27 protein-coding genes and 1 pseudogene are annotated in these 25758 nt (G+C 56.9%); 6 read left to right on the top strand and 22 right to left on the bottom strand.

The genetic code is table 11. The annotated features are described in order from the left end of the window. Positions 1–91: 91 nt before the first annotated feature. The 4 genes from DWU99_RS15795 to DWU99_RS21025 all read right to left on the bottom strand — a co-directional run bounded on the left by DWU99_RS15795 (position 92) and on the right by DWU99_RS21025 (position 2366). Positions 92–871, bottom strand: coding sequence for a DoxX family membrane protein (locus tag DWU99_RS15795; RefSeq protein ID WP_147292944.1), 780 nt, complete (start codon positions 869–871; stop codon positions 92–94). Positions 872–1050: 179 nt separating this feature from the next. Next, positions 1051–1797, bottom strand: coding sequence for an SDR family NAD(P)-dependent oxidoreductase (locus DWU99_RS15800; protein WP_115479038.1), 747 nt, complete (start codon positions 1795–1797; stop codon positions 1051–1053). A 39-nt stretch (positions 1798–1836) separates the two neighbouring features. After that, positions 1837–2229 (bottom strand): DUF427 domain-containing protein, encoded by a 393-nt coding sequence (locus tag DWU99_RS15805; protein WP_115479039.1) that lies wholly within the window; start codon positions 2227–2229, stop codon positions 1837–1839. Beyond that, entirely contained in the window at positions 2226–2366 is a 141-nt protein-coding gene (locus DWU99_RS21025; protein WP_158543315.1) for a hypothetical protein, read from the bottom strand. Before DWU99_RS21025 ends, DWU99_RS15805 begins: the two co-directional genes overlap by 4 nt. A 186-nt stretch (positions 2367–2552) precedes the next feature. Between DWU99_RS21025 and DWU99_RS15810 the strand changes: the two genes are divergently transcribed. Continuing rightward, a complete protein-coding gene (locus DWU99_RS15810) occupies positions 2553–3452 on the top strand; it encodes a LysR family transcriptional regulator (RefSeq protein ID WP_115479040.1) in 900 nt (299 codons plus the stop codon). A 51-nt stretch (positions 3453–3503) separates the two neighbouring features. Here DWU99_RS15810 and DWU99_RS15815 read toward each other — a convergent pair whose 3' ends face one another. Together DWU99_RS15815 and DWU99_RS15820 are read right to left on the bottom strand one after the other, a co-directional pair. Then, a complete protein-coding gene (locus DWU99_RS15815) occupies positions 3504–3773 on the bottom strand; it encodes an XAC0095 family protein (RefSeq protein WP_115479041.1) in 270 nt (89 codons plus the stop codon). Between the two features lie 561 nt (positions 3774–4334). Next, positions 4335–4547, bottom strand: a pseudogene (locus DWU99_RS15820) (transposase); the annotation flags it as partial. Positions 4548–4748: 201 nt separating this feature from the next. Between DWU99_RS15820 and DWU99_RS20830 the strand changes: the two are divergent. Next, positions 4749–5228 carry a BP74-related protein gene (locus DWU99_RS20830; protein ID WP_147292945.1) on the top strand — a complete coding sequence of 160 codons (480 nt, stop codon included), beginning with the start codon at positions 4749–4751 and terminating at the stop codon, positions 5226–5228. A gap of 373 nt (positions 5229–5601) precedes the next feature. On the opposite strand, the gene DWU99_RS20835 is transcribed toward DWU99_RS20830, so the two are convergent. The 11 genes from DWU99_RS20835 to DWU99_RS21240 form a co-directional block, all read right to left on the bottom strand. Next, complete coding sequence (locus DWU99_RS20835) at positions 5602–6273, bottom strand: hypothetical protein (RefSeq protein ID WP_147292946.1); 672 nt, start codon at positions 6271–6273, stop codon at positions 5602–5604. 270 nt (positions 6274–6543) lie between these two features. Further along, positions 6544–6969 (bottom strand): GFA family protein, encoded by a 426-nt coding sequence (locus DWU99_RS15835; RefSeq protein ID WP_233511173.1) that lies wholly within the window; start codon positions 6967–6969, stop codon positions 6544–6546. Between the two features lie 86 nt (positions 6970–7055). Then, on the bottom strand, positions 7056–7745 hold the full coding sequence (locus DWU99_RS15840; protein WP_115479044.1) for a hypothetical protein: 690 nt from the start codon (positions 7743–7745) through the stop codon (positions 7056–7058). A 982-nt stretch (positions 7746–8727) separates the two neighbouring features. Beyond that, complete coding sequence (locus DWU99_RS15850) at positions 8728–11175, bottom strand: TonB-dependent receptor plug domain-containing protein (RefSeq protein WP_425476823.1); 2448 nt, start codon at positions 11173–11175, stop codon at positions 8728–8730. A gap of 391 nt (positions 11176–11566) precedes the next feature. Next, positions 11567–12574, bottom strand: coding sequence for a DUF5118 domain-containing protein (locus DWU99_RS15855; protein WP_147292947.1), 1008 nt, complete (start codon positions 12572–12574; stop codon positions 11567–11569). 50 nt (positions 12575–12624) lie between these two features. Then, positions 12625–13116, bottom strand: a complete 492-nt coding sequence (locus DWU99_RS15860) for a hypothetical protein (RefSeq protein WP_115479047.1) — start codon at positions 13114–13116, stop codon at positions 12625–12627. Positions 13117–13264: 148 nt separating this feature from the next. Then, positions 13265–13444, bottom strand: coding sequence for a hypothetical protein (locus DWU99_RS15865; protein WP_115479048.1), 180 nt, complete (start codon positions 13442–13444; stop codon positions 13265–13267). A 236-nt stretch (positions 13445–13680) separates the two neighbouring features. Next, positions 13681–14055 carry a hypothetical protein gene (locus tag DWU99_RS15870; protein ID WP_147292948.1) on the bottom strand — a complete coding sequence of 125 codons (375 nt, stop codon included), beginning with the start codon at positions 14053–14055 and terminating at the stop codon, positions 13681–13683. A gap of 26 nt (positions 14056–14081) precedes the next feature. Continuing rightward, on the bottom strand, positions 14082–14519 hold the full coding sequence (locus tag DWU99_RS15875; protein WP_147292949.1) for a hypothetical protein: 438 nt from the start codon (positions 14517–14519) through the stop codon (positions 14082–14084). Between the two features lie 72 nt (positions 14520–14591). Continuing rightward, positions 14592–16358 (bottom strand): aspartyl protease family protein, encoded by a 1767-nt coding sequence (locus DWU99_RS15880; RefSeq protein WP_233511175.1) that lies wholly within the window; start codon positions 16356–16358, stop codon positions 14592–14594. A gap of 181 nt (positions 16359–16539) precedes the next feature. After that, entirely contained in the window at positions 16540–16929 is a 390-nt protein-coding gene (locus tag DWU99_RS21240; protein WP_115479052.1) for a hypothetical protein, read from the bottom strand. Positions 16930–17372: 443 nt separating this feature from the next. On the opposite strand from DWU99_RS21240, the gene DWU99_RS15890 reads away from it, so the two are divergent. Further along, positions 17373–17720 (top strand): gamma-glutamylcyclotransferase family protein, encoded by a 348-nt coding sequence (locus DWU99_RS15890; RefSeq protein WP_115479053.1) that lies wholly within the window; start codon positions 17373–17375, stop codon positions 17718–17720. A gap of 299 nt (positions 17721–18019) precedes the next feature. Next, positions 18020–19585 (top strand): phospholipase D family protein, encoded by a 1566-nt coding sequence (locus DWU99_RS15895; RefSeq protein ID WP_115479054.1) that lies wholly within the window; start codon positions 18020–18022, stop codon positions 19583–19585. 182 nt (positions 19586–19767) lie between these two features. On the opposite strand, the gene DWU99_RS15900 is transcribed toward DWU99_RS15895, so the two are convergent. The 4 genes from DWU99_RS15900 to DWU99_RS15915 form a co-directional block, all read right to left on the bottom strand. Further along, positions 19768–20304: a hypothetical protein gene (locus DWU99_RS15900; RefSeq protein WP_115479055.1), complete on the bottom strand. Its 537-nt coding sequence runs from the start codon at positions 20302–20304 to the stop codon at positions 19768–19770. A 448-nt stretch (positions 20305–20752) separates the two neighbouring features. Next, positions 20753–21106, bottom strand: a complete 354-nt coding sequence (locus DWU99_RS15905) for a YcxB family protein (protein ID WP_147292951.1) — start codon at positions 21104–21106, stop codon at positions 20753–20755. Between the two features lie 317 nt (positions 21107–21423). Next, positions 21424–21969, bottom strand: coding sequence for a DUF6630 family protein (locus DWU99_RS15910; RefSeq protein WP_425476824.1), 546 nt, complete (start codon positions 21967–21969; stop codon positions 21424–21426). 109 nt (positions 21970–22078) lie between these two features. Continuing rightward, complete coding sequence (locus tag DWU99_RS15915) at positions 22079–22984, bottom strand: LysR family transcriptional regulator (protein ID WP_115479058.1); 906 nt, start codon at positions 22982–22984, stop codon at positions 22079–22081. Positions 22985–23165: 181 nt separating this feature from the next. Here DWU99_RS15915 and DWU99_RS15920 point away from each other — a divergent pair, with 181 nt between their 5' ends. Continuing rightward, positions 23166–24149: an aldo/keto reductase gene (locus tag DWU99_RS15920; RefSeq protein ID WP_115479059.1), complete on the top strand. Its 984-nt coding sequence runs from the start codon at positions 23166–23168 to the stop codon at positions 24147–24149. A gap of 74 nt (positions 24150–24223) precedes the next feature. Continuing rightward, positions 24224–24970, top strand: a complete 747-nt coding sequence (locus DWU99_RS15925; RefSeq protein ID WP_115479060.1) for an SDR family oxidoreductase — start codon at positions 24224–24226, stop codon at positions 24968–24970. 154 nt (positions 24971–25124) lie between these two features. On the opposite strand, the gene DWU99_RS15930 is transcribed toward DWU99_RS15925, so the two are convergent. Then, positions 25125–25520, bottom strand: coding sequence for a hypothetical protein (locus tag DWU99_RS15930; protein WP_115479061.1), 396 nt, complete (start codon positions 25518–25520; stop codon positions 25125–25127). Between the last annotated feature and the right edge of the window lie 238 nt (positions 25521–25758).

A 25758-nucleotide genomic window follows, 5' to 3' on the forward strand; every position in this document is an offset into this window, starting at 1 on the left:
TCAACGCTCAAATAAAAACCGACGCCACTGGGTCCCGGCTTCCGCCGGGACGACGAACATGAAGCGCGACGCAAGCAGCAATGACCGCCAATTAGCGCCTACCCACAGCAAACCAAGACATCCCCCGATACGAATCCGCCACCACCCATCCACTAACCGCCAACGTCCAAGAAACAACACTCTCACTCCACTGAAAGTCATTAGCACCCGCCACCACAACCGGCCCCCACACCAACAACGTAAACACCCCCATCTGCACCGCCGAAAGCGCAACCGCCAACCGCGCCCACACACCCACAAGCACCGCCACACCCGCGACGATATACGCCGAGCCGGTGAAACCCGCCCACGCCGCATGCCACGGCAACCAGCCAGGCACCAGCGCAACCGTCTCTTTGAAATAGGTGAAATGCGCCACACCAAACGGAATCATCGCCAGGCCATAAAACACTCTAGCGATGCGCACCCCTCGATCGCCCACGGCGAAACCAAGGCGATGCCGCCCATCCCAATCCGTGGCGAACCACGCATACAACACCCAGGCTCCCGCCACATACACCGCACTTTCGCCACACCCCGACCAGGCATCCTGCGTCGCAGGTGCGATGAAAACCGCAGGCACTCTGTACAACGCCAACCAGACCAGAAGATAGGCAAGCAACACACGCGCAGCGAGAGCACGCAACCAGAACAAGCCGATGCCGCACACCAGAAAGAGGAAAGCACAGAGATAAACCAGCACCTCGCGCACGGGCAAAGCCTTGGATACCGGCTGCCAAAGCTCCGCGAAATCCCCTTCGATGAAACCCATGACCCCGAGAATGATCATGGTCGCCGCGAAAACGGCATGACCCCAGCTAGCGATTCGCATCGCCTTGTCCTCCGGTGGCATGCCGCGAGTGTACTGTCCGCGCTGCCCGACTTCGGCGGCCAAAGGATGCTGATCGGATAAGGCCAAATATCGGCTTCGCGTACACATCGTCCGAAACGCGATGGCTACAACCGAATTCCCCTTTAAGCGCCATGTCCATGCGACACGGCGCTCACGCTTCACAACTTCGAACCGCCGTCCACTTGCAAGGTATCGCCCGTGATCCAGCGTGCATCATCGGAGGCGAGAAACGCCACCGCACCCGCGATGTCATCCGGTTGCGCAACGCGCTTCAACGCCTGCATGCCGAGCGTGACGTTGCGGCCTTCCTCGGTCTTGGTGAAGTTGGACATATCCGTTTCCACCACACCCGGCGCCACGGCGTTCACGCGAATGCCACGCGAGCCAAGCGCGGAAGCGAAGTGTTTGACCATGGTATCCACCGCGCCCTTGGTCGCCGCATAGGCCGACAGATTGCCCACGGCGGCGCGTGCGGCGAGCGAAGACGTGAAGATGACGCTGCTTCCCGTACTCAACGTCGGCATCAGCTGCTGCACGAGAAAATAAGGTGCGCGCACGTTGACGGCGAACAGGCGATCGAAGTCTTCCACCGTGGTCTCTTCGATCTGCGCGGCTTTGGAAACGCCGGCGTTCGCCACCAGAATATCCAGCCGATCGCCCACGATGCTGCGCACATGCTTGGCCAGTTCGTGCGGGCCGTTCGGCGCACTCAGGTCGGCGCCCACTTTTTCCGCGCGTCCGCCGGCCTTGCGGATTTCGTCGACCACGGCATCGGCTTCGCTCTGCGCGCTGCCGTAGTGAACCAGAACTTGCGCGCCCGCTTTGGCCAACGCCAGCGCGGCGGCGCGGCCGATGCCGCGCGATGCCCCGGTGACCAGGGCGGTTTTACCCGTGAGGTTGCTCATGACAGTGCTCCAATTTCAAGGGAGGGTGGGATGACGAAATCAGTGATCGAGCAGTTCGATGGCGTCGACGCGCCCGGGATAGAAAGCAAGGTGTTCCTCGATCTGCGCGACGGCGTCGTACGGGTGTTCGTACGTCCACACGGCATTGATGCCGCGTTCGCCTGCGCTCGTGATGCTGTAGTAGCTGCAGTCGCCCTTGTATGGGCAGTACGTGGCGTGATCGGTGCGCGCCAGCAGCGTCATGTCCACATCCTTGCGCGGGATGTACTGCACGGCCGGATAGCTCGCTTCTTTCAGCGTCAACGCATCGCGCGTGTCGGCCACGGTGCGGCCGCCGACCTTCACCACGACGCGCTTGCCGGTGCGTTCGACGGTAATGGGATGATCCGGACCCGGTATTTTCATGGGGCGCTGGGCGGAGGATGAGATCATGTCGTTGCTCCTTCAGGGATGGCGATGGAGATGGGGGCTTCGTGTCGCGGATGTTCCGCGTACGTCATTGCGCCGGGACGAATGCCGTTGGCTTTCACGAATGGGGTCGGCGCGGTCTGCTCGGTATGGGTATTCATGTCATCAACTCCGGGCATTGGGGCTAATTTCAAGGGCCGCGCCGCTGCGTTCAGATAGGCCTCTCAGGCATCACCGATGCGGTGCTCGCTTCGCCATGGAGCGCAATCTAGGCTTCTGTGGCGCGCTTGAAAAAGACTTTGTAAGCTGGAGCCCATGCCTGAAAAGCATGCCTTCGGGAGACACCGATGGAACTGCGCCATCTGCGGTATTTCATAGCGGTCGCCGAAACGGGCAGCCTGACCGTGGCCGCCGAACGACGCCTGCATACCTCCCAGCCATCGCTCAGCCGGCAGATCAAGGATCTGGAAGATCAGGTCGGCGCGGAGTTGCTGGTGCGCAGTGCACGCGGTGTCGAGCTCACGGAAGCCGGCAAGGTGTTTTTCGATCACGCGCGCATGGCATTGAGCCAGGTCGATGCCGGCATTGAAGCCGCACGCCGCGCCGCGCAACCGGCCAAGCAGCGCTTCGCACTCGGCTTTCTCACCGGCCAGGAAATGACATGGCTGTCCGAAGCGATGCACATTCTTCGCGCCGAACTGCCGAACATCGACGTGACGGTGTCCAGCGACTACTCGCCGGATCTCGCCGATGCCGTGGCGCGCGGCAAACTCGATCTGGCTTTTCTGCGCGCAGAACCCGACTACGACCTGATCTACCGCTCGGTGAAGCAGGAACCGCTGGTGGTGTTGATGCCCAGCGATCACCGGCTCGCCTCGCGCGACACCATCAAACCGAGCGACCTGGTCGGCGAGCCGTTTATCGGCATGGGCAAGAAAGCCAACGTACTCGGCAACGTGATCAACACCTATCTGGAAAGTGCGGGCGTAGCGTTCACGCCAGAGCAACTCGTGGACAATCCCGCCATGGTGATGTCGCTGGTGTCGTCGACGCGCGGCGTGACGCTGATTCCGTCGTACGTGCAGAATTTGATGCCGTGGTCGGTGGTGAGCAGACCGCTCGCCGGCAAGGCACCCACGATCGATCTGGCCGTGGGTTACAGCAAATCGAACAACTCACCCATCCTGAAGATGTTCCTGTCGCACCTGGATGAGTTGATCGCGCGTGTTTCAACGCCGAAGCCATAGAAGCCTCGAACTTTTCTTTGATGCCGTTCGGGCGAAGCCTGGCGCCTTCGATCAATGTGCCTGCGTAAGGTCCACACACGTTGAAGCGTGTTTAACGATCTTCAACACATCGCCCATCTGAAAGCTCAGATCGGCGAAGAGCCGCCCGATCATGCTGCGGTTGATGAAAAGGATGGTGTCATGATCGCCGTTCGTGGTGGCGGTACCGGCGAGTTGCGCCATCAGCAGAAGCTTGTCGCGGATGATGCATAGCTCGTCGTAGTCGTCCTTGGACAGCACGTAGCTCCCCGCGTCGAGCAGGGTGTGATTGGGGTGATTCATGGGCCTCGTCCATTACCGTAGGTCGCGCCACGTATTGCGCGTGGCGCGAAGGGCTACAGGAAAAATCCTGCACGTAGTGGTGGAACTTTCCGGTACCGTTTTCTACGTGTGCCCATTGTGGCCCGACGCCGCGCAGTATGAGCGGCGGTGAAGTAGTACAAATAGCGGCTTGGCGGGGTCACGCGCGAGCGTGCGTGCCGTATGATCGAACATAACCATGGTCAACTGTTTCCTAGTTGGTTGTGGCCAGCGGATCGTTTGGGTGCCAGCCCAGGCGATCCGCGCTACTTCACTCATGTCGGGCGTGCCGTGGGCATCTAGGCGGATGGGCACGCCCGACGACAGCACCATCGCATACTTGCGACGCGGTTTCTGTCAGTGCACGCAGATTCGGTGTTGGCGATAAACCCGATTTTTGATCGCCGTAAGATTGTCATTTTCGGGTCGGAAGTGGACATTCGCGGGCTGATTAGCGAACTAAACCTCTGACCTCGGAATCCGGCTCAGTCAAAGCACTCCAACCTCCATAATAATAATAACGGTGCCATGTACCGTTTTTCTGGCGTACATGCACTTGAGCTTGGCATGCTCCACTTCGATGTCGCGCAACCGCTCCGCGTCCGAGACTTCCATGCCGCCGTACTTGGACTTCCATACATAGCACGTCGCTTCGGAAATGCCCTGTTCTCGGCACACGTCCTTGACGTGCCGACCACCCTCGACTTGCTTTAGCGCCGCGACGTTCTGACTTTCCGTGAACCTACTCTTGCGCACCATTGGTCTCCTTGGGGCTAGTTTGCCCGGAGACCTCCAGTAATGCGTGATGTCAGATTACGGGAAGTCGACTGTCAGCTTTCAACGCACGCCAAGAGATTTGTGATAGTTGGCGCAATTTAGCTAAGCGCTGCTTTCTAGATTCGACCCGTACAGGGTGGGCATGAGTGCGGCTTGCACTCTTTCTTATGGAGAAGAAACTTGAAAAGCAAAACGTTTGTCCTTGGAGCAGTGACGCTTGCTTTCGGCATGTTGAGTTTTTCCGCCGCTTCCCAAACACGGTATTTTTCGTTTGTAACACCTAATTCCCCGAATAGCTCGGGCCCAGGGCCACGTTCGACATTTGGTCCTCACGAGTTTGTTTTCGCGACCAGTAATCAGGTGCTGATAGAACGAATACGCGCAATTATTAACAGCAATGATCAAGGTAGAGACGTGCACATAATGGGCAAGGTCGTACGTGGTCGAGTTGAGTACAACGAGGAGTACCCGTTTTATCTTGACGAAAAGTCCATCCAGTTGTTCAGCAATACGACTGAGCAGTGCTCTGCTACTGCCTTCGAAGTTGAAGAGCACATCGAAAAGGTAGGGGTGCCAGATGCAGGCTTTCTGCAAGATGGCATATGGTGTCCTTGGGATTCGCGATTGGTTAGAGAGATCGATCGGCGATCTGTCAACTGAAGCACCCACCATTAGCTGTGGAGGTACGGCTCTGACAAGGAGGGGAACAAGGTTCTCTATCTCCCATCTAGGCAGAGCACAAAAAAAGCCCCCCTTTGCGGGGGGCTTGACCAGCCCAAATACAAATAACGAATCGAATAACAGAACTGGTACCGTTTCATCATGGTTTCATGGTACCGATTCACGATTCCGCTCCGGCCTCCGATGTGAGGGTAATAAAAAGCGCCTTAACGGCGCTTTTTCTGTGTGGGAGAAGGGCAAGCTTTGCTGCGTGCAGTGGAAGCTGACATGCCGGTGAAGGAACTGTGCCGGTAGCCTGGCTCCAGCGCTGCGCCGCAATCAGGCGGTCAAACCAAAAGACATTTACGCACAACTAATAAGGCATGGTCACAAAGTTCTGTGGCAGGAATCCATAGCCTTCCAGCAGAGTTGAAATCTGTGACGTCTCGTCATTCGTAAGCGAGGGATTCAACGAGATTACATCGAAGATTTGAACCCCTTGACCAGCGGAACCAGTAAAACAGTGCCATTCGACAAACGTGGAGTTATCAGCCCAAACGAATCTCGATGGAATTAAAGTGCCTCCAAATCCAAACGGAGCAGAACCGGGGCTTGGGAAAACAATATTGACTTCCAATACCGTGTCATCAAGATTCTGTGGAATTGGTTGTAGATGATAATAATAATTGTCTGAATTAAAAACAAAAACCGTCCCCGCGGATAATGAAAGTGCTGCAAGCACATCGGGAAACGTAACCCTTGGTTGCGTTGATAAAATTTGAGATTGGCTACTAGCAGGCGTTGCACCATTAACCTGCTGCCAAATAAATCGATAATAAGCCTGGTTGCCAAAAGGCAAATAAAGTTGGAAACCTTGAGGCAATCCTTCCAAGGCATCAAGAATTTGCCATGGAAATGGAATAGGGGGTGGAGGATTGCATGGGCCATCACTGATCGCCGGATCATCAAATGGTAGAGATTGAGCTGATGCCATTGATGTAACGGCAGCACATGCAAAACAAGCTAACAAGGCAGCGGTTTTCATGGTCAAACCTCCGGAACTGCACTCAAGGGCGTTCGTTTGGTTTCGGAGTGGGAGCTATACGCCTCATCCTGTGAATGCCTGGTCAAAGTCGCCAGGCAGGGTTGCATGCCATGTAAGTATTCGAAATATGCGCCTATCGATGGTCTGCAAAACCGCGCGCAGCGATTCGACTAATAACGCGAATAACACTACCAGGCACCCTTTTTGCCGAAAGCGGGCATTACATCTGATCATGAGTTGCACCCCGATCAACGCTCATTGAAGAGTTCGTCAGGGGAGATCCTGATGCTGTGGGAGGTCGTCGTTGATCGCGTACCACGGCGCCTTTGAGCCGACAAAAATGTGTGCGGTCGGCCGTATCGATGGCGTATCGAACAGCGTGCCCAAGGTGACGTGCACGTATTGCCCATCGCGAACCACCGAATAAAGATAGGCTCCGCACCGTTTGCAGCGCGCATCGTGTCCGTTTTCATCGCCAAAAATCAAAAGCGCCTCGTCGCCCTCGATGACGCTTAATTTGCTTCGTTCGATACCTGCAAAAGGCTTGAAGGCGGAACCGGTCGCCTTTCGACATTGAGAGCAGTGGCAGTTCAGCGCATAGAGGAAGCTGTCTTCCACGCGGTAACGGACGTCGCCACACAAACACTCGCCCGAGAGCATCCGGCTCGAACTCGCTTCATGAGGGCTCATGTTCATACGCCTTTCCCCTGATGCTCAAGAGTTCAATTTATGTGTTGAAGCACCTGCTTTGGATCGAAAGCGGACATGACAACAACGGCCGTTCAATCGGGGGATTTCTCTCCAGCTCGCGACACTACCTCAGAGCCGTTGGATGGACGGCAGCCCGTCGCACACGCGAAATAGGCCTTACCTTCCTTGTAATCCAACGTCATGATGAAGTGCTGGTAGATATTGGCACCTGCCGAGCCCTGAACCGGGCCACTCATATAGCTGGCGAGGCCTTCGATATTCCGATCTGCTCGTTCTGTAAACCAGACTGGGCCGATCGACCAGCCCGCAATTTGAATCTCTGGCACGCGAATCAGCCGCGCATGGGGAATCAGGTCATCGCCGTTCTCGACTAATGGCCACTGCGGGTGACGCGCATGCCAACGATCGATGAGGCTATTCGGGGCATAACTGGTCACCCCATAGCCAAGAACGGTAGGAATGTCCGTCGCCTTTTCGCCGGCCGCCGTGGGCTTGGCTGTAGCTCCAGTGTCCAGCAACATCGGAATATCTTCACCATCGATTATCAGGTGAATGCGCGGAAGGCCCGCAGGATGTCCCTCGCGGTCATGAGGCAATTCCATGGCCGTTTCATGATACTCATGCGTCGGCCTCCAGTTGTTCGCTTCACGCCACAATTGTTGATTTGGATAGTCGAAAGTCCACGTCTGGCCCGGCAAATAGCCGGCTCCAAGAATGCCATCCAGGTTATCGATACCAAGATTAGCGTCGGGCAGCACCATCGCCGTTGCGTGACAGGGAGTTTCTCGTGATGGCGACGGGAGAGATTTCGCCAAGCGTGATGAAGTAACGACCGGTATTCCTTCGCCAAGGGCCGTGCACGAACGAGGGTTCCACCCAAGTCGCTTTACGACAGATGCCTTAAGAGCAAACAGACCGCTTCCCCCTGCTCCTCCCGTATCGACCAGCAATCGCAAAGATTGGCCCGCAGGGACGGAAGACAGTACGTAGAAATGACCTGCTTCGTAAGCCGCCGGTAGTTGCTGACGAATAACTGGCTCCCCGGCTAGAACCTTGCCGGCCATGGCGACAAGTGCAAACCACATCACTGCATTTCTCACAGCATGATCTCCTTGTGATTGGGTCCGGCGATATGCCACTTAGTGCCGGCGTGCGATCCATTTCTGCGGGCGATAGCAGCCGTGCTCTATCGGGTACCCGGCCAACCACATCACAGACTTTTGTGTTCGCTTTAAGGGGACGCCAATGTGTGCTCGTCCATGTCGTCAAACTCTCACTTGAGTCCGCTTTGAGTCGAAAACGGACATTTGATTTGCCCTAAAAAGTCAGTGCTTCTGGTCTGGCGGGTGGAGGCCTGACCAAATTTGGCCAATGTCCTCGCTTCTTTCAGACGGATACCCCGTACGTGGTGCATTCCCACGCCGAGTCAGCATGAATAGGCCAAGAAGCAGAGCACCGGCTACCGGGACGACCCAAATGACCAAAATTTGCAGCATCTTTTGGCGACCGCTGTATGCAGAGCTGCTCGCAACAGCCACAGAGACGACCAGATTCAAAATCGCCACGGCGATCAAGGCATCTTTAATGGCGTCATGGGTACTCATCAAGCACCTCTAGGTGATCTGAGACTTGCCGTCGCACGTGTTTGAACAGACGACGGTAACGACGCGAAACGCGAGGAGAACTTAGGGCTCGAGGTAGTCAGGTGCACTTAACTACATCGAGCCCCTTATTGGTATCGGTCTACCAGTTGTAGGCAATCTTCCCGAACCAATAGCGACCATCAAACCCGAACGGCGAGAGCGACGAGTATTGCAGGCCAACGGCTGCATATTCGTCACCGGCGATATTGGGCAGGATGACCTTGGTGGGGTATTGGTTGAACAGGTTGTCGACGCCTGCGGAGAAGGTCCACTGGCGCCAGTTGTAGGAAGCCGTAAGGTCGGTGATCCAACGTGCGGCATAGATCTGTCCGACCGAAGGGGCACCAAAGTCGTTGATGGATTGCGGCGTATCGATGGTGATCTCGCTGACCTCGCCGTATCGCGTGACGTCGGCGTGCAGTTTGAAGTGGTGGTAATTCCAGTCGCCACTGAACACGTACTTGGTACGCGGCGTGCCATCGGTGAGCAGTGCCTGGCTGTACGGACCGAACAGCGTTGGATTGGTGACGCCGGTGACGCTGATCCGGTTGTAATTGGCGCTTACGCTACCGACCAGACTGCCCCAATTGCCCAGATCCTGGATGCCGTTGAACACGACGTCGGCGCCGCGACTGGTGACGTCGGCCCCGTTGAGGAAGAACTGGATTTCACCGTATTGCGGATAGTTGGGGTTGGTGTTGTTCATCTGATCGCTGTAGACGATCTGATGGTTGACGCGGACCTGATACAAATCCACGGTGCTGCTGAAGTGGTTGCTGGGTTGCCAGACGCTGCCCACCGAGATGTTGGTGGATTGCTCCGGTGTCAGAGGCTTGGCGCCATAGGAGATGGCCAGCGGATTGTTCGGCCTCAACGTACCTACCTGGACCAGCTGTTCGTTTTCCACCAGGGTCACGGTGGAGCTGTAGTTCATCTGCGCCAGCGACGGTGCACGGAAGCCATTGGATACCGTGCCACGCAGTGCGAACGTGTCGGTGAACTGGTAGCGCGCCGACAGCTTGCCGGCCGCCACGCTGCCAATGCCGTCGTCGTAGTCCTCGAAGCGACCTGCCGCGCCGACGGATAGTTTGTCGGTAAGGTCGTTTTCCAAATCGATGTAGACGGCGCCGTTGTTGCGTTTCCAGGTGCCGGCAAGACTGGGCTTGATACCGCCCCAGACCTGCGACCCGGCCGTATACACATCGCCGGTGTTGGGATCGATGGTGTTGGGGTTGAAGTACCAGGATGCGGCGTCGCCGGAGCCGACGGCGTAGGTATCCTGTTTGAACTCCACGCCCCATGCAACGGACAGCGGATTTTTCAGGAAGCCAAGATCGAACTCGCGGTTGGCGTCCAGATCCAGCGTGAAGAGCCGTGTGGTGTAACTGCCGGCATAGAAGGATGTCGGCGAGTAACCCGTGGAGTAATACAGGTTGCTGTTGATCGAGTTCTGTATGTCGAATTGCAGATTGTTCTCGCCGTAGTTGGCGGAAAGATCCCAATTCCAGCCCAGCGCCTTGCCGCGCACGCCGAACACACCTTGATAATCCTTGGTGGGGTTGTCGAACTGCGGCAGGAAACCGTTCGGATAGACGGCCGGTACCGTATTGTCGTAGTTGTTCCAGAAGCGCCAGAAACCGTTGGACTTGGCGGTACGTTTGCTCAGATCGAGAAAGCCGTACAGCTGGGCGTTGCTGTTCAAGTCGTATTGGAAATTGATCACCGCCTGGTAGATCTTCTGGGCCGGCTCGCCGTAACGCTCGTAAGGTGTCGGCGGCGGGAAGTTGGTGCCATAGAAGACGGCTGGCGGATAGTTGACCGTGGGGTCGGTAACGGCCGCCCGGTTGGTGCTCATCACGCTCTGGTAGTTGAAGGACAAGCGCAGCCAACCCGGCGCAGTGGCACCGTTGCCGGCATTGCCGAGCGGAACGGCCACTGTGCCTTCCACCCCGTTGTTGGCCCCATCACCCTTGTCCATGATGCCGCCGTAGGTGTCTATCTCGTTCTTGCCTGCTCCGGGGGCACCCTTCAGGATGACGTTGACCACACCGGCTATCGCATCGGAACCGTATTGCGCCGCCGCACCATCGCGCAGCACTTCGATGTGATCGATGGCCGACATGGGAATCGAGTTGAAATCCACCGGCGCGGAGCCGCGGCCGACCGCATAGTTGTAGTTGATCAGTGACGAGGTGTGATAGCGCTTGCCGTTGACCAGCACCAATACGTCATCAGGCGATAGTCCGCGCAACGTGGCGGGACGCAGGCCGTCGTTGCCATCGGTGATGGCGGTGTGCGGGAAGTCCAGGGAAGGCAGCAACACGTTCAGCGCACTGGCCAGATCGGTTTGACCCGTCGCCGCCAGATCCTGCGGCGAAATCACATCGACCGGCGACAACGATTCGGCCACCGTGCGATCGGTGGTACGCGTACCCGTAACGATGACCTGTTGCAGCTGCTTGACGTTGCTGTTCTGCTGCGAGGTGTCATTCTGCGAGGCATTGTCCTGAGCGTGTAGCGATGAAACAGCCAATCCAGCAAATACCATCGACAGCCATAGTGCGTGACGCTTGCATGGCATGCCCTTCCGATCAACGGTCATAAAATCCCCTCTTTTAATTTATAGACACAAGAACAACCACGCTAATGGATTGATTTACCCATCAGCACATCGGCACCCCCGAGTGCCCATGTTCGAGCAATATGCCAAGAAGATTCGCGTAACGTGTTGCGCGACGCAGCAATGACGCCGGCACTTACGCTTAACTGACAAAAACTTATTTGACGACGCAACCATGGCCGATAGCATTTACGCGGCGAATTCGGCGTGATCAACATCACATCCATGATGGCGCTTGTCTGTTCGGCAGTGACCGCGCCCGCACCGCTCGAGACAAGCTCATGGGTCGCGTAACTTGGCGCCGCACCCACTCACGCCATCAACCATGAGGCGGATCGTAAAAGACTTCCACGTAGTAAAAGACGTCTCCCTGTACGGTTGAGCTGCTGAAGCTGGCAAAGACGAATTTATCCATGGGCTGCTTGAGCGGAGCCAGTTGAACCTTTCCTCCTGCCTGCACCGCGGCCCCTGAAGCAACGGCTATCACATCGGGCGAAGGCGTATCGTCAGACGGGTTAATCTGGATGCCGTGCAATTCCAAATTGCCATACTGTGTCTTTAGCACCGTATATGTCTGCCCCCACGCTTTGGCAGCGGCCTTGACGTCTTGACCCTCGTAAAGGCTGATCTCAATCCTCGCGAGCTTGCCGTCTTCGAAGTAGAACTGCACGTTCTCCTTGTGACCATTGAATAGCCCTGAATATGTTTCAAGGTCGCCGTTGCGAAACTTGTCATAAGGGCCATAGTCGCTGAACGACGCGACCTCTTGCGGAGTCATTTGGAAATGCCAGGGTGGCAAACCGCCAGTGGACGCGTCGGCTGGAGACTTGCAGTTGGCAACGACCAAAGGCTCGACAACTTGCGGAAGATTCCCTTGCTCTTCGTCCTTGGATAACTCATCAAAGCGACTTATCCGAGCATTCGGTTCCAGCGCAATAATGGAGCGGTACGCCTTGAGCATGCTCTTCATGCCAGCTAATTGAGCCGGCATAAGCTTGCCTTTCTCGCTTGGGTTTGCGATTTGGTATGCGGCGCTGCCAAAGATAAATTGCGCCATCAGCTCGGCGCTATATTTGATGGATTTGTCCGGCACCGGCGAAAACATACCCGGACAGACGACATCGACCACATCTGTGCTTTTGTCTTCCCAATCCAGCAACGCGGCGCGTACAAGTGGCGCGTCCTTGTTAAGTGGTTGCTCCTCAAGAAATCGCGTTAATGGAACGACTTTCGTATTGTCCACCAACGGACGACTTTCCGATGCAGCAACTGCCCCTACCAAAGTGCAAACCAAGATAGCCGATAAAAAGCAACGAAGGCTTTGCATGAATCCCCCTGTGAAGCCTACCTAGCTACGTTATTAAAAGACCTGCGTGCCTACGCGATCAGGCTTTTGAGCGAAAGCACATGTAGAAACGGCATGTAATCGTGCCAATCTAGAAAGAATGAAAAGGCAGCATGTATGACCGGAGCCGACAAGAAAGCCAGAATCAAATATCGCCACAGCTCGGGCCACGACATGCGAAGCGCCAAGGTAGGGAGCAATAAAGTGATGCCAGCCGGCACGGTATAGTAGATCCACCAAGGCCAGCCGGCATTTTGCGTAAGTTTCGCAAAGACCATACCGCCGACAACAACCACTAGCGAAATTAGAGCGACGCTAACGTAAGACGGTGGCGTGGCACGCTTATGCAAAACGAGCAAGAGGATGGCGATAAAAACGACAAGCGACACACCAATCAGAATCGGAAAGCGCGCAGCTTGAGATACCATGAATTTAGCGTCCCCTTGATCGTAATCGATCGACTTTGCAAGCAATAGAACCCGTTTTCCGCCCTTGTACTTTATGACGTCCCAGGCTTGACCCACCGCATGCCCCCATAGCGTCCGCCTAGGGTTGCGACGCTACTTCCCTTGGATGGAACTGTGCTGCATCGCTTCAACCAGCGATACAACGCCATACGCAAATGCGCTACCGAACGCTACAAAAGCACCATATCGAAGGGACGCGCCAAACTTAAACATCCAAGGCAACGTCAGCCATGAGATCCCAGCAAGACTCGAAATGCTCAAACCAAATTCGATCCAAGACGATCTTCGGCTTGATATTCGTATCCTCTTGACCATTCGCCACAGCTGAAGCGCGAGCGGCCAGAAGAAAAGCAAAAGAACCGCGATCGAAAGCAAGCTTGGCCATTCGTAAGCGTTGCTGGCCGATTCCGTTAGAGGCTGTGATGTGTCTCCCAGCTTTTGCGAGCACTGCGTTAGCGGCAGGAAGAAACTCACCGCTAACAGCAACGCAAAAATACGCTTGAGCTGTTGCCTCATCGCCTTACCCCGTAAATAAACTCGCCTGGAAAACCCTGGGTCATCGCACTTCTCTAATTCCGTTTCTATAGAAAAGTGCCCCACCCCTTTTCGTGCTGATTGATCCTAGTTCTTGGTCGATGCCTTTTGCGTTTCGGCGACCAGCGACATGATCTGAGAATCGGAGAGAAGCTTAAGTTGGGCAAATGTCGCATCGGTCAGATGCTTGTCCCCCGTGCCTTCTCCATGCAGCTCGTAGCCCTTGTCCGAGTGCGAGAAGAAAAAGTAGAAAGGCATGGCGGGATTGTTGGTTGCGGTGACTATGACAATGGACATTTTGTCGTCGCAGCTGTAAACCAACCAAGGTGTATTACCAAATTGTTTGGTTACCGGACCCATAATGCACTGAAGGCTTGGCGGCTGAGCAGCCCGAGCCGTTTGGGAGAGGACTGCGGCGCAGCTAAAGATCACTAACATCGATAGCTTTATGTGTCTTTTCATATCCACTCCCTCTTCGCAATGAAGCGTCAGGGTAATCCGGCAAGACGCGAAAGATCGGAGCACGCGCGCCGAACCTCGTCATAGGAGCCAGTCTCGAAATAAATCCTGGCCAATTTTAGCACCACATCGATGTCATCGATTATGTTTCTGCGCTTGCAGAAGTAGCCTTGGTCACTCTGCCAGAGGCGAACGTCTTCATCGCTTCCACGTGGGTCATCGAACTGCCATCCATTCATTTCGAACAGAGCAAAACCCGATGCACCGCCGCCGATGATATTGAACGACGACTCGTCGTCGAAGCAGCTGTCTACGTCGTCCCAGCTCAACTGGACAATGGGATGTCCGTTGTCGTCCATCTGCCGGATTGCAGCGGAAACGTCCTCCCAGCCAGGCGATTGGATCTCCACGCAACGCCAAGGTTCATGGGGCGGGTAGTGAACGATGGTCAGATGGTGTGCTGTCATGTTGTCGCGCCGCGATGTTGCACTGGAAAACCGGCTACGCAGGCGGGGTTTCCATACACAGGTCGCATCCGCCTATGGCCCCGCCACGGTCAAACCGTACTTGGTGGCACGTGCATCGATTTGCGGATCGAGCGTACGCGCGGCGACCAGATCGGCATCGCCGTCATCCTTCTGGCCGTTGCGGATTTTCGCCAGGCCCAGGCCATAGCGCGACCACGCGGAACGCGGCCTTTGCGCGACGGCCTGCTCATAGGCCTTGATCGCTTCGGGATAATGTCCAAGCCGCAACTGCACCATGCCGAGACTGTCGAGATAAGCCGGGTTTTCGCCATCGCGCCTGATCGCCTTGCGGCAATCGCTTAAGGCGTCGTCGAGCATCTGATTGCTCAGGCTTCGTGCCCAGCAGCGCGCGTTGAGCACGTTGCCGAGCATGGCGTCCTCGCGATGCAGGCGAATCCAATCATCGAGGATCGGCAGCGCCGCAGCGGGTTGATCGAGTTGGATGTACATGGCGGCAATCAAACGCGCCTGCGTTGATCCTGCAGGTACTAAGGCGCCAGCCGCAGTCACGTCGGCCGTCGCACCTGCGGGGTCTTTGTGCGTATAGCGAAGTTGTGCGCGCAGTAGCAGCGCGTCGACGCTCTTCGGATCCAGGCTCAAGGACTTATCCAGATCCGTGAGTGCCAAATCGGGCTGTTTGTCCGCTTCGTGAGCCTTTGCACGGGAAACATAGTAAGCCGCTTGATCGGGCGCCATGCGGATGGCCTCGTCCAGATCGTCGAGCGCCGCTTTCGTTTCGCCGCGAGACAAATGCGCATCGCCAAGCAATGCGTAGTCGCTCGCGGTCTTGGGCGCTGTGGCGTTGCCTCCATCAGCAGCACCCACATCGGATTTGTCGCCGTCGCTCATGGCCGCCGCGAAGGTAAACACGCGGCCACCGTTGTAGGTGAAATAGGCTTTGCCTCGGCTGTTGCCAATGAACATGCGATGGGCGAGGAGAAAATCCACGCCGAGAAGCATGTCGGTTTGCCCGTCGCCAATGGATCCGTCGATGACCTCCATCTGGCTATGCTGGATGGTTTCCGTGCCAACGGAAAAGGCGTCGACGTGTGCGATCCATGTCTTCATCAACTTTTGCCCAATGCCGTAGGTGCTGCTGCCGGTCTTGACGTCGGGCGCATTGAGGTCGATGCCTACTCGCTCGGCGGCATGACGGGTCAGCAAGGTGGCAGGCGAGCCCGAGTCGAGCTGCGCCAACACGCGCTTGCCGTTTATCGTTACGTAAAAGAAAGTGCGCCGATCGGACCGGCCGCGAGGCGTCTCGATATCGACGACGTTGTAGCCCTCTTTGGTCCAATAGGCCAGAGGGGATTTATCACATTCACTTGCATCGAACAGCGTCAGCTTTCCATGGGCCAGATCGATTTCCACATCCATCATGTCGATCAGGTTGGCGCCAAGCAATCCATAGCCCACATCGGTACCGCCGACGATGAATTCGACGTTGTTGAGCGTCGTACCGAGGATGCCAAAATCCTTGACGCGCGCGACCTCAGCGTTCGCGGCGCCGCCAATACCCATGATGCGAAGACCGTCTGGACCAGATCGCAGCTTGAGCCCAAGCGACGACGCGTTGGCCTTCGACATGACGCTGAAGAAAGCCCCGGTATCGAGGATGAAGCGCGTATCGCTCCCATTGATTTTGACCGTGGTCATGGCTCTTCCGCCGGTCATTTCCACTGGCAAGGTGCCGTAATCCTTCAAATGGCAGACATCCGCCCAGACATTGCTGGTGAGCAACATGCCTACGCCAAGGCAGCAAAAACGCAACATCCTCATCGCCATTCCCTCCCCCTGTATGTCATGGCCGCAGAATGCAGGCCTCTTCCCTCAATCCCGTTGAACCATTCCGCAAGCGAGCAGACGATAAATCAGACAAATGTCTTTGCGACCATGCGTAGCGCAACGATCATCGTTTCTCCTACGAGAAACTTATCAAAAATCCAATCGCCTGTTGCCATCAGGCCATGGTGTCGACAAACACCCCACGCAGGCCGGAAATCCCGCTTTCACCGAAATTTTGCGCCAGCGTTTGCAGAAACGATGGCAAGCTCGGGAGTGCGCCGCTCGAAGAGTCGGCGGATGTTCCGGATGACGCGCCCAGCGACGTCCAAAGGTTTTGGAAGACCGCGGTCAAATTGCTGGAACCGTTCGACGCTAACGAAGTGCTGCTGGAACTGGAGCTCAATGCCTGAGCCAGATTCGAGAACGTCGATGCGACATTCTTGTATTGCTGTACCTGCTGCGATGCTTTTAGTTGCTGCGGCAGGGGTGCGAGCGGTGTGCTGTTTCCTGCGACCGCATCACCCGATCCACTCGCCGCCGTTGCAGCCGTGGCGGCGGTGGACACCGTACTGGGTGTAGCGGTGAGTCCGAGTTGCGTCAGCGCTGCCGCAACAGCCGCGGCCAGCTGGTTCGCGTTTTTATTGGTCGAGGAGTCCGCCGGGGCGACAACAGCCGGCGCCGTCGACTCGCTGAACCCTCCTTTGTGATGAGGGTATGGGCGCGCAATGAGACCACTTATGGACTGCGATGGAGTACTGCCAAGGCTTGGGATACTCACGACAGGCAGCCCTTTGCGGACGGTGGACCTGCCCTATATTACCTCGCCCCTTCCCTGCCGCACGACATGGGCCCGCGTCGGATCGAGATCGGATATGGGCAGCCTGACAACGGGCGCCGACGGCTACCACCCCGCTACTGGCGACACCTGCGCAAAGGCCGCGTCGGTCGTAAAATCCTGCTACTGGGTGCCAGCGCTTTGGCCAACCATGCATCCTTGGAGAAGAAAGCGTGTCTGACGACCAGAATGTGCTGCTGTTCTCCTACGGAACGTTGCAGCTTGAACGCGTCCAACTCGAATCCTTCGGCCGTCTCCTGGACGGGGAAGAAGATGCCATGCCCGGCTACCGCCAGCTGATGGTCGAAATCACCGATCCCGACGTCCTTCGCAAGAGTGGCCAGACGTTTCATCCGATCGTTGTTCAGAGCGACAACTCGACCGATGAAGTGAACGGCAAAGTGTTTTGGATCACCGAAGCGGAGTTGGCTTCAGCCGATAGCTATGAAGTCTCGGATTACAAGCGCGTTGCGGTGCGGCTCAAATCCGGCAACCAGGCGTGGGTTTATATCCAGGCCTGACGACTGCATGCGTTAACGCCATTGGGCCTTCTTTTCCCATTGTACGATTCCAAACCGGCGGCTTGCCGAGTCTTAAGTGTTCGCTTCGCGTTGCGGATCCATCCGGTAGTCTCCACCGGCGTCAGTGAATCGTCGCTTTGCTGAACAGTGTACGACCGCGTGGCGACGCGGGCTGTAACAAAGCCCGATGCACGCCGGCAGTCAGCAGGGATAGCGCCTGGTTATGCTAAATGAACCATCAACCGGAGCGGGAATGGTCCGCAAGCAGCGGACTGGCTGGCCAACTTGAGGGTGTAAGCATGCGAACAGATCGCTGGGTCGTCGCGTTTGCCTTCACAATCGTTTGTCTTTTCCTCCAGGCGTGCTCCACGCTTCCGCCCAGCACGGCGAAGGTGGAGACGCATCACCTGCCGCCAGCCGCCGATACGCCATCGGCGCGATACGCGCACACGGAGGTGGACAAGCATCCGCACCAGTCCGGCTTTCGGTTGCTGACACTGAGCACGAACGCACTGTTGAGTCGTGTGGCGCTGGCCGATCATGCCGCGCACTCGATCGACCTGCAGTACTACATCTTCGCCAACGACATGACCGGGCACCTGATGATGCAGCACCTCCTTGCCGCCGCCGACCGTGGCGTGCGTGTGCGGATGCTCATCGACGACGACAACTTCGATGACAAGGATCATCTGTTCGAAGCGCTGAACTCGCACCCGAACATCGAAATTCGCCTGTTCAATCCATTCCGGACGCGGAACCCGACGCTGGTGTCGCGTGCCGTCCAGTTCATGCTGGAGTGGCGACGCCTCAATCGGCGCATGCACAACAAGGCGTTCATCGTCGACAACAACGTGGCCATCATCGGTGGACGCAACATTGGCGATCCTTACTTCGACGCAGGTAGCGACACGCACTTTCGCGACCTCGACGTGGTGGCCATCGGCCCCGTCGTACAGCAGGCTTCCGATGCGTTCGACGCCTACTGGAACTGCGATGCCGCCTATCCGCTCGAACAGCTCAAGAAGACGGACGATTCCGGCAAGCGTCTCGCTGCCGCACGGGTGATTCTCCAGAAAGAAGTGCGCAAATTCGCGCAATCGGACTATGCGCAGGCCGTGATGGACGAGTTGCCCGACGGGCCGACCGCCGACAAGCGCGGGGCATGGTTTTGGGGCGATGCCGAGTTCGTGGCCGATCAACCGGAGAAAATCGAGGCCGACGGCGACGTGCCGGCGTTGCGCATCGGCCCACGGCTCAAGACCATGCTGGACGGCGCGCAACACGAGATACTTGCGACGACGCCCTACTTCATACCTGGCGATGCCGGCACCCAGCATCTGGTGGAGCGGGCCCAGAGTGGCGTGTCCATCAAGATACTGACGAACTCACTCGCGTCGACCGACGAAACAGCAGCGCACGCTGGCTATGTGCACTATCGCAAGGCGCTGGTCGAAGGCGGCGTGCAGCTCTACGAACTCAAGCCCACGTCGGGCCAGAGCCAACCCACCACGGACATTGGCAAGTCGTCGGGTATCAGCCTTCACGCCAAGACCATCGTGGTGGACGACCGCGAGGTCTTCATAGGTTCCCTCAACATGGATCAGCGTTCCAAGCTGCTCAACACCGAAATGGGCGTGATCGTGGATTCGCCCGGGTTGGCCCGTGCCATCAGCGATTTCTTCCACACCGCGACGCAACCTTCAAATGCGTACCAGGTGACGGTCGACCCGGCTACCCACCAACTTGCCTGGCATGCGGAGGAGAATGGCAAACCGGTCACCTATCAGACCGAGCCCAATGCAAGCGCCAAGCGACGTACGGAAGTCACCCTGCTGCGCCAGCTTCCCATCGATGGCTTGCTGTAGCTACGGCGTGGATGATGCATGCATAGGTCAATGCGTGGCGTCATCCGGCTGAAGTCGCGGTCGAAAGGCCTGGTCGCACGATGAGTGAACCTCATGACGGTACCAGGTACGGTTTTTAGGTACCGTTTTTAGCGAACCTTTTGAGCATGAGGCCGTTGGCGCCAAGGCTAATCAGCGCATCCCTAATGCGAGTGCCCGCCGCTCACGTGCACGCCGCTCGGAGATGGCGAGTTGTTCGCGCTGAACATCGCGCCAGTCGAAAAGTCGCGGGTAAAGCGGGTAGGAACAGGGTACGTCGACAAAATGTTCGGACTGCCCAGCGCCAGCTGGCCAAAGTTGTTGCGTGACCAATACCATCTGCCGAGCGGTATCGGAAAGGCCGAGACGTAAGTGAAATGGACATCGTAATCGCCCGTACTACGCGGTTCGGACTGCAAGGCCACGTTGATGACGAACTGGGTGGGCACCGGCTTGCCATCTTTGGTGGTGGCAGGCGTATGGATCATTTCGTTCAAGTTGGCGCCCAGCAAGCGCGTGAGCTCGGGCGAAAGCGGATAAGCCGGGATGAAATCGGTCACCTTGCCTTGGGCATTCACCCGTACCAGTACCGGTTCGATATAGCGGTTGTTCTGGTAGCCAAGCGTTGTCGGCTCGACGGCAACGACACTCGTGCTGCTCAGCAATGCGACGATCAGGGCAGGAAACAGTAGCGTTCGCATGTCCGTCTCCTTGTGACAGTTAGACAATCCATCTCCTACGCCGCGCGAATTGCCGAGTCAAGGAGCGAATCCATGACGGCCCCGCCGCTCCACCCGCAAGCTAATAAAATCGTTACTAATCCGTTTATTGTCCAAAACAAAGCCTTCATGAATGGGACCGCGATGTCGGACGCGGCAACCATCGACCCATGCAGAAAAGTGAAACCAAGTGTCGTCAGCCCTCAATCGCAGATAAGGTTGGAAAATCAGCTCGCGAGTGAAGTGAGGCCGTGATATCCGAAATGTTCGCTTCGCGCCGATAGCGGACATCGCCGCCGATTGCTGACGACGCTTCGGCCAAGTGAAAAAAAGGCGTCGGGGCACTTTTTCCATATCCGTCCCTATAGAAAAGTGCTCCGCCTACTTATCCGGACATTACTCGTGCTGCAACTCGGATTTCGTGGACACTCTATGTTGGGCTGGCACACGAGCCATGCCAGTGACGAATGTCCGCAAGAAAGGCTTCCCTGGATATCCCGTTTTGAAACGCCCGTTTAGGAATAAGCAATGCGTTGCCCGAAGTGCTAACGATGAAAATGATCTCGTCGTTGCTTCGAATGGAGCCGACCATGCGCCATGTCCTAGATCCGCTCTTTTTGGCGATGCTTGTGGACCAGCCTTCGGGACCAACCTCAAGCAGGCGCTCTTGGCTTTTGAATGCAACCTGCGGCCAGGCAGCCATCAAGCCAACGAGTGTTGGTGCAACCCACAAGAATCGAAGCAGGAATTTCGATAGTTGAAACTCGCCGTCCTGGATCGCCAACGTCTCCCCTGTTACGGCTACAGCCAGGAGCAGGTGCCACCACCCATATCTGGAAAGCCACGCACGCCAGTACCAACGCCAAACTTCAGCGCGGCTCGATCTGTAGCGAAGGGAATAAATCTTCTCGTCCGTGTCCACCCGTTCCCCCTGGGGCGCAAAACCGACTTGTCGATATGTCTAGCATGTCCGCCTCAGGTCGAAAGCGGACGCGTCAACCAATGCTTGGTCACGTCTAAAAAATCACCATTTATAACTCGCAGAACCTCCGAGATCTCGTATGTGCGATCAAAACACATACGCAGTATGACCAGTCAAACTCAAGTAACTTCGCTGCCCAGCCGCATGTTGATACCCAGTGAAATCGCTAGCTCGCGTAAAAACTCATTGTCGCGCTTCAGTGTGATCCAGCCCCCGTAGCTGTCATCCTCGGCCTCCCAGGCCCACAAGGTATAGCCGTGCTCAAGCAGGCGGTCATAGGCGACGGCGAACAGCGAAGCCGCATCGATGTCCGAGTGGAAATCGTCATCGTCCGGGTCGCCACCCCAATCAATAGATATATTCCAGCGCGATGAAAGCTCGTCGATGGCCTGCACCAGTGCACGCGTGTCCTGTCCGTCGACATAGAAGCCGGATCGCCAGTCGATCACTCTGCGGATGATTTCAATCGGCTCTACGTCATTCTCGTCCGCCTGGGCGACTGCATCGCGGTAATCCGCAAATTGCTGCAGGGCCATCTCTTCATCACCCGGATTGATCAGCACTAGCAGCTGCCAGACACACGCCTCTACTGAGTCATCAACACGCTCTTTCTCGTCGAAGTCGTGCTCGCTGTCAAAATCACTATCGGATGAGGTCACAGGAATGCCCTTTCGGTCGCTGCAACCTATCTTAGCCATTTCGTGGCGGACGTCCGCTTCGGGTCGTAAGCGGACCTAAAGCCAGGTACTGAAGTCGGGATGTTTCGGATCATCGTTATGCCAAGTGGCTGTTCGCCCAATCGCGCACCGCTTGCGTAAACAATCTAAGTGCAGCCGGAGGATGCCGGTTGGAGGGGTAATAGAGGCACACCCCGGGAATGGAAGGACTCCACTCCGGAAGCAGGTGGATCAATCGACCCGATGCGAGATGCTCTGCGACCTGGTACTCCGGCACCCAGGCGATGCCGATACCGGCCAGGGCCGCATCGACCATCAGATTTGTGTTGCCCAATGTCATGGGTCCCTCAACGTCCATATCCATATGACTGCCACGACGCTCAAGATTCCAGCGGAAGAGCGCGCCACTGAGGAACCGGAAACGGATGCAGCGGTGCTTCCCCAGATCCTGAGGCACGTTCGGCGCTTCATGACGCGAGAGATAAACAGGCGACGCCACGGCCACAAACCGCAAGTCCGGCCCGAACCGGACGGCAATCATGTCGCGTGGCACGTCCTCGAACAGTCGGACCCCTGCATCAAAACCGTCGGCCACGATGTCGACCATTCGTGTATCTACGACTATTTCGACGTGGATGTCGGGATAGGCAGACAGGAACTGAGGAAGAACATGCCGGATGAGCGGCTTCGCTCCGGATTCTGCCGCACTGATCCGTATTGAGCCCGACGGACGATCGCGAGCTGCCCCCACTTCGCTGACTGCATCGTCGAGGTCGGCAATGGCAGGCTGCACGCGCCGTAGAAGTCGCTCGCCCACTTCTGTCAGGGCAACCGATCGAGTTGTCCGGTTGAACAATCGCGCATCCAGTCGCGCCTCGAGATTCCGCATGGCATGGCTCAGCGCGGAAGGTGAAACACCTAGCTGACGGGCGGCGGCGCGAAAGCTTCGCTGCTCGGCGATGGTGACGAATGCAGTGAGTTCAGAGAGGCCAGCACGCCGCATAGATGAATTTACCTCAATAGCCCGTGCAGTCTTAGCCAGATTGTTGAGCTATACACACCAGCCTACCATGCCTCCATGAAATGCCAATGGACGCTTGATGGGCCTGGTGGCCACGTGCTGCCCGCCCGTTTGGCGCCAACCAAAGCCCCTCTGGGCGGCAACCTTTCGAAAGGAGATCAGCATGCAAAAGCGTGAACTTGGAAACAGCGGTCTCGAAGTGTCGGCGGTCGGCCTTGGCTGCATGGGGCTGAGCTTCGGCTATGGCCCGGCGACCGAAAAGTCTGCAGGCGTGGCATTAATCCGGTCAGCATTTGAGCGGGGCGTCACCTTCTTCGACACCGCCGAGTGTTACGGCCCGTTTATCAACGAGGAACTGGTCGGCGAGGCTCTTGCCCCCATTCGCGACCACGTGGTTATTGCCACCAAGTTCGGCTTTCAAGATGGCGATTCAAGGCAGCCGCTCGACAGCCGACCCGAACGCATACGTGCGGTCGCCGAGGCATCGCTGCGCCGGTTGAAGACAGATCGCATCGACCTCTTCTACCAGCATCGCGTGGACCCCGCTGTGCCGATGGAGGACGTAGCCGGCGCCGTTCGGGATTTGATTCAGGAGGGCAAGGTCAAGCATTTCGGCTTGTCCGAAGCGAGTGCCAAATCAATTTGTCGCGCCCATGCTGTGCAGCCGGTGGCTGCGCTGCAAAGCGAGTACTCGCTGTGGTGGCGCGAGCCTGAAGAAACGGTGCTGTCAACGCTCGAAGAGTTAGGGATTGGCTTCGTGCCATTTAGCCCGCTCGGCAAGGGCTTTCTGACCGGCGCAATCAATGAGACCACCATCTTCGACAAGACTGATTTTCGCAATGTAGTGCCACGTTTTTCCGAAGAGAATCGCAAGGCCAACGTTCAGCTGGTCGAGGTGCTCGGGCAGATTGCGGACGGCAAAGGGGCTACGCGCGCGCAAATCGCCCTTGCCTGGTTACTCGCAAAGAAGCCCTGGATCGTGCCGATTCCCGGAACGACCAAGCTACATCGATTGGAAGAAAACATCAGGGCCGCGACAGTCGAGCTATCGACCAGCGATCTGTCGGCCATCGACGTGGCACTGCACCAAGTCAAAGTGGTGGGTGACCGTTATCCGCCTCACATCCAGCAGCGTGTCGATCGCTGATCGGCGCACAGGCGCCGGTCGCCCGTCATCGGCAGCCTGAAGTCTTTTAATAAATTTGGAGAAGGAATAAGCCGATGAATACCAACATCGAAGGAAAGGTCGTCGTGATCACCGGCGCGAGCAGCGGCCTCGGCGAAGCAACTGCCCGCTATCTGAGTGCACGCGGCGCCATTCTTGCGCTGGGAGCGCGACGCCTTGATCGCATTCAATCATTGGCCGGCGATTTGGCCCACGCTGGCGGCAAGGCCATCGCCGTGGTTACCGATGTCACGCGTCACGAAGAGGTCAAAGCACTGGTCGATGCCGCAGTTCAAACCTTCGGGCGCGTTGACGTCATGATCAACAATGCCGGCCTTATGCCTCACTCGCCACTCGAGCGACTCAAGATCGACGACTGGAACCAAACGATCGATGTGAACATCAAGGGTGTGCTGTATGGCATCGCGGCTGCTTTGCCATACATGAAGCAGCAGAAAAGCGGTCACATCATCAATGTTTCGTCCGTCGCAGGCCGTACTGTCCGACCCGGTAGCGCTGTGTATGCGGCTACCAAAAGCGCCGTATTGATGTTGTCCGAGGGGCTTCGTCAGGAAGTGAAACCCTACGACATACGCACGACAGTGATCTCGCCCGGCGCGGTGGCCACGAATCTTCCAGACAGCGTGACCGAACCCGATGTCGCCAGTCACATCCAAAAGTTTTACGAGCAATACGCCATTCCAGCCGAGTCATTCGCACGGGCGGTTGCGTTCGCGATCAGCCAGCCACCGGAGGTCGATGTGAATGAGATCCTCTTCCGCCCCACGCGCCAAGAGGGCTGACGGTCGCACACAATCAGGCCATGCTGGAGCCGAGCTTCAACATCAAAGCTCCAATCGGAATGTCCGCTTCGGGTTGCGACTTCAACCGGCCGAAAGCGGACATCCCAAGATTGCAAAGAAACAATCGTCCTTTCACGCATGCCTACCTATGCGCCTAATGTCCCACTGCAGCTCGAAGAGCTGCCACATCCGCCTCCGACAGGTAGCGCTCGAGCGGTGGTGCTGGACTTGGCGCGTTTAAGTACGCCATCGCCGTGCCGTCTTTTGCCTCGAATAAATCCAATGAAGTCTGTCGGCCACCTGGTTCGCGCATGACGATGGCCATGGTAATGGGTGTGGGAGCCGTTGCCATCAATCCTCTCCAGCCGGCGTCGTGCGCTTTGATCCAACTCGACAGTTGCGCTACCTCTTGCGGACTTAACGCTCCGCCGGAAACCTGGGGACCATAGACAGATGCAGTCGCAATGTCGGGCGTTTTGATCACGCTGTAACAACCCGCGAGATCAAGCGCCAATGTAACGATCAGGGCGATTCGCGCTACGGCTCGCATGACAACCTCTCCCTTGTCCTGGCAGCGCAAGCCTGCACCGTTTCCCGAAAAAACGGGCCTGGTGTACTTCCTGCGAGGTTGCCGATTTGGAAAGTGAACATGGCTGCGTTTTGTGTAGAGAAATCCTCCCTGCCTCTCCATTGAATCACACCTCTGGCATAACCATATTGAACGTCATAGGGTGGTCGGCACCAGCGACCGGAGCCGGCGTGGGCCATGCCAGCCTGGCTCTATCGGG

The organism is Dyella psychrodurans, from assembly GCF_003363265.1.
GTDB classification, from domain to species: Bacteria; Pseudomonadota; Gammaproteobacteria; order Xanthomonadales; family Rhodanobacteraceae; genus Dyella_B; species Dyella_B psychrodurans.

What these genes read in the sequence shown, in the direction of transcription:
- DWU99_RS15795 (WP_147292944.1), bottom strand. Translation starts at nt 871, where the DNA reads ATGCGAATCGCTAGCTGGGGTCATGCCGTTTTCGCGGCGACCATGATC.
- DWU99_RS15800 (WP_115479038.1), bottom strand. Translation starts at nt 1,797, where the DNA reads ATGAGCAACCTCACGGGTAAAACCGCCCTGGTCACCGGGGCATCGCGC.
- DWU99_RS15805 (WP_115479039.1), bottom strand. Translation starts at nt 2,229, where the DNA reads ATGATCTCATCCTCCGCCCAGCGCCCCATGAAAATACCGGGTCCGGAT.
- DWU99_RS21025 (WP_158543315.1), bottom strand. Translation starts at nt 2,366, where the DNA reads ATGAATACCCATACCGAGCAGACCGCGCCGACCCCATTCGTGAAAGCC.
- DWU99_RS15810 (WP_115479040.1), top strand. Translation starts at nt 2,553, where the DNA reads ATGGAACTGCGCCATCTGCGGTATTTCATAGCGGTCGCCGAAACGGGC.
- DWU99_RS15815 (WP_115479041.1), bottom strand. Translation starts at nt 3,773, where the DNA reads ATGAATCACCCCAATCACACCCTGCTCGACGCGGGGAGCTACGTGCTG.
- DWU99_RS20835 (WP_147292946.1), bottom strand. Translation starts at nt 6,273, where the DNA reads ATGAAAACCGCTGCCTTGTTAGCTTGTTTTGCATGTGCTGCCGTTACA.
- DWU99_RS15835 (WP_233511173.1), bottom strand. Translation starts at nt 6,969, where the DNA reads ATGAACATGAGCCCTCATGAAGCGAGTTCGAGCCGGATGCTCTCGGGC.
- DWU99_RS15840 (WP_115479044.1), bottom strand. Translation starts at nt 7,745, where the DNA reads ATGGTGCTGCCCGACGCTAATCTTGGTATCGATAACCTGGATGGCATT.
- DWU99_RS15850 (WP_425476823.1), bottom strand. Translation starts at nt 11,175, where the DNA reads ATGGTATTTGCTGGATTGGCTGTTTCATCGCTACACGCTCAGGACAAT.
- DWU99_RS15855 (WP_147292947.1), bottom strand. Translation starts at nt 12,574, where the DNA reads ATGCAAAGCCTTCGTTGCTTTTTATCGGCTATCTTGGTTTGCACTTTG.
- DWU99_RS15865 (WP_115479048.1), bottom strand. Translation starts at nt 13,444, where the DNA reads ATGGCCAAGCTTGCTTTCGATCGCGGTTCTTTTGCTTTTCTTCTGGCC.
- DWU99_RS15870 (WP_147292948.1), bottom strand. Translation starts at nt 14,055, where the DNA reads ATGAAAAGACACATAAAGCTATCGATGTTAGTGATCTTTAGCTGCGCC.
- DWU99_RS15875 (WP_147292949.1), bottom strand. Translation starts at nt 14,519, where the DNA reads ATGACAGCACACCATCTGACCATCGTTCACTACCCGCCCCATGAACCT.
- DWU99_RS15880 (WP_233511175.1), bottom strand. Translation starts at nt 16,358, where the DNA reads ATGAGGATGTTGCGTTTTTGCTGCCTTGGCGTAGGCATGTTGCTCACC.
- DWU99_RS15895 (WP_115479054.1), top strand. Translation starts at nt 18,020, where the DNA reads ATGCGAACAGATCGCTGGGTCGTCGCGTTTGCCTTCACAATCGTTTGT.
- DWU99_RS15900 (WP_115479055.1), bottom strand. Translation starts at nt 20,304, where the DNA reads ATGCGAACGCTACTGTTTCCTGCCCTGATCGTCGCATTGCTGAGCAGC.
- DWU99_RS15915 (WP_115479058.1), bottom strand. Translation starts at nt 22,984, where the DNA reads ATGCGGCGTGCTGGCCTCTCTGAACTCACTGCATTCGTCACCATCGCC.
- DWU99_RS15920 (WP_115479059.1), top strand. Translation starts at nt 23,166, where the DNA reads ATGCAAAAGCGTGAACTTGGAAACAGCGGTCTCGAAGTGTCGGCGGTC.
- DWU99_RS15925 (WP_115479060.1), top strand. Translation starts at nt 24,224, where the DNA reads ATGAATACCAACATCGAAGGAAAGGTCGTCGTGATCACCGGCGCGAGC.
- DWU99_RS15930 (WP_115479061.1), bottom strand. Translation starts at nt 25,520, where the DNA reads ATGCGAGCCGTAGCGCGAATCGCCCTGATCGTTACATTGGCGCTTGAT.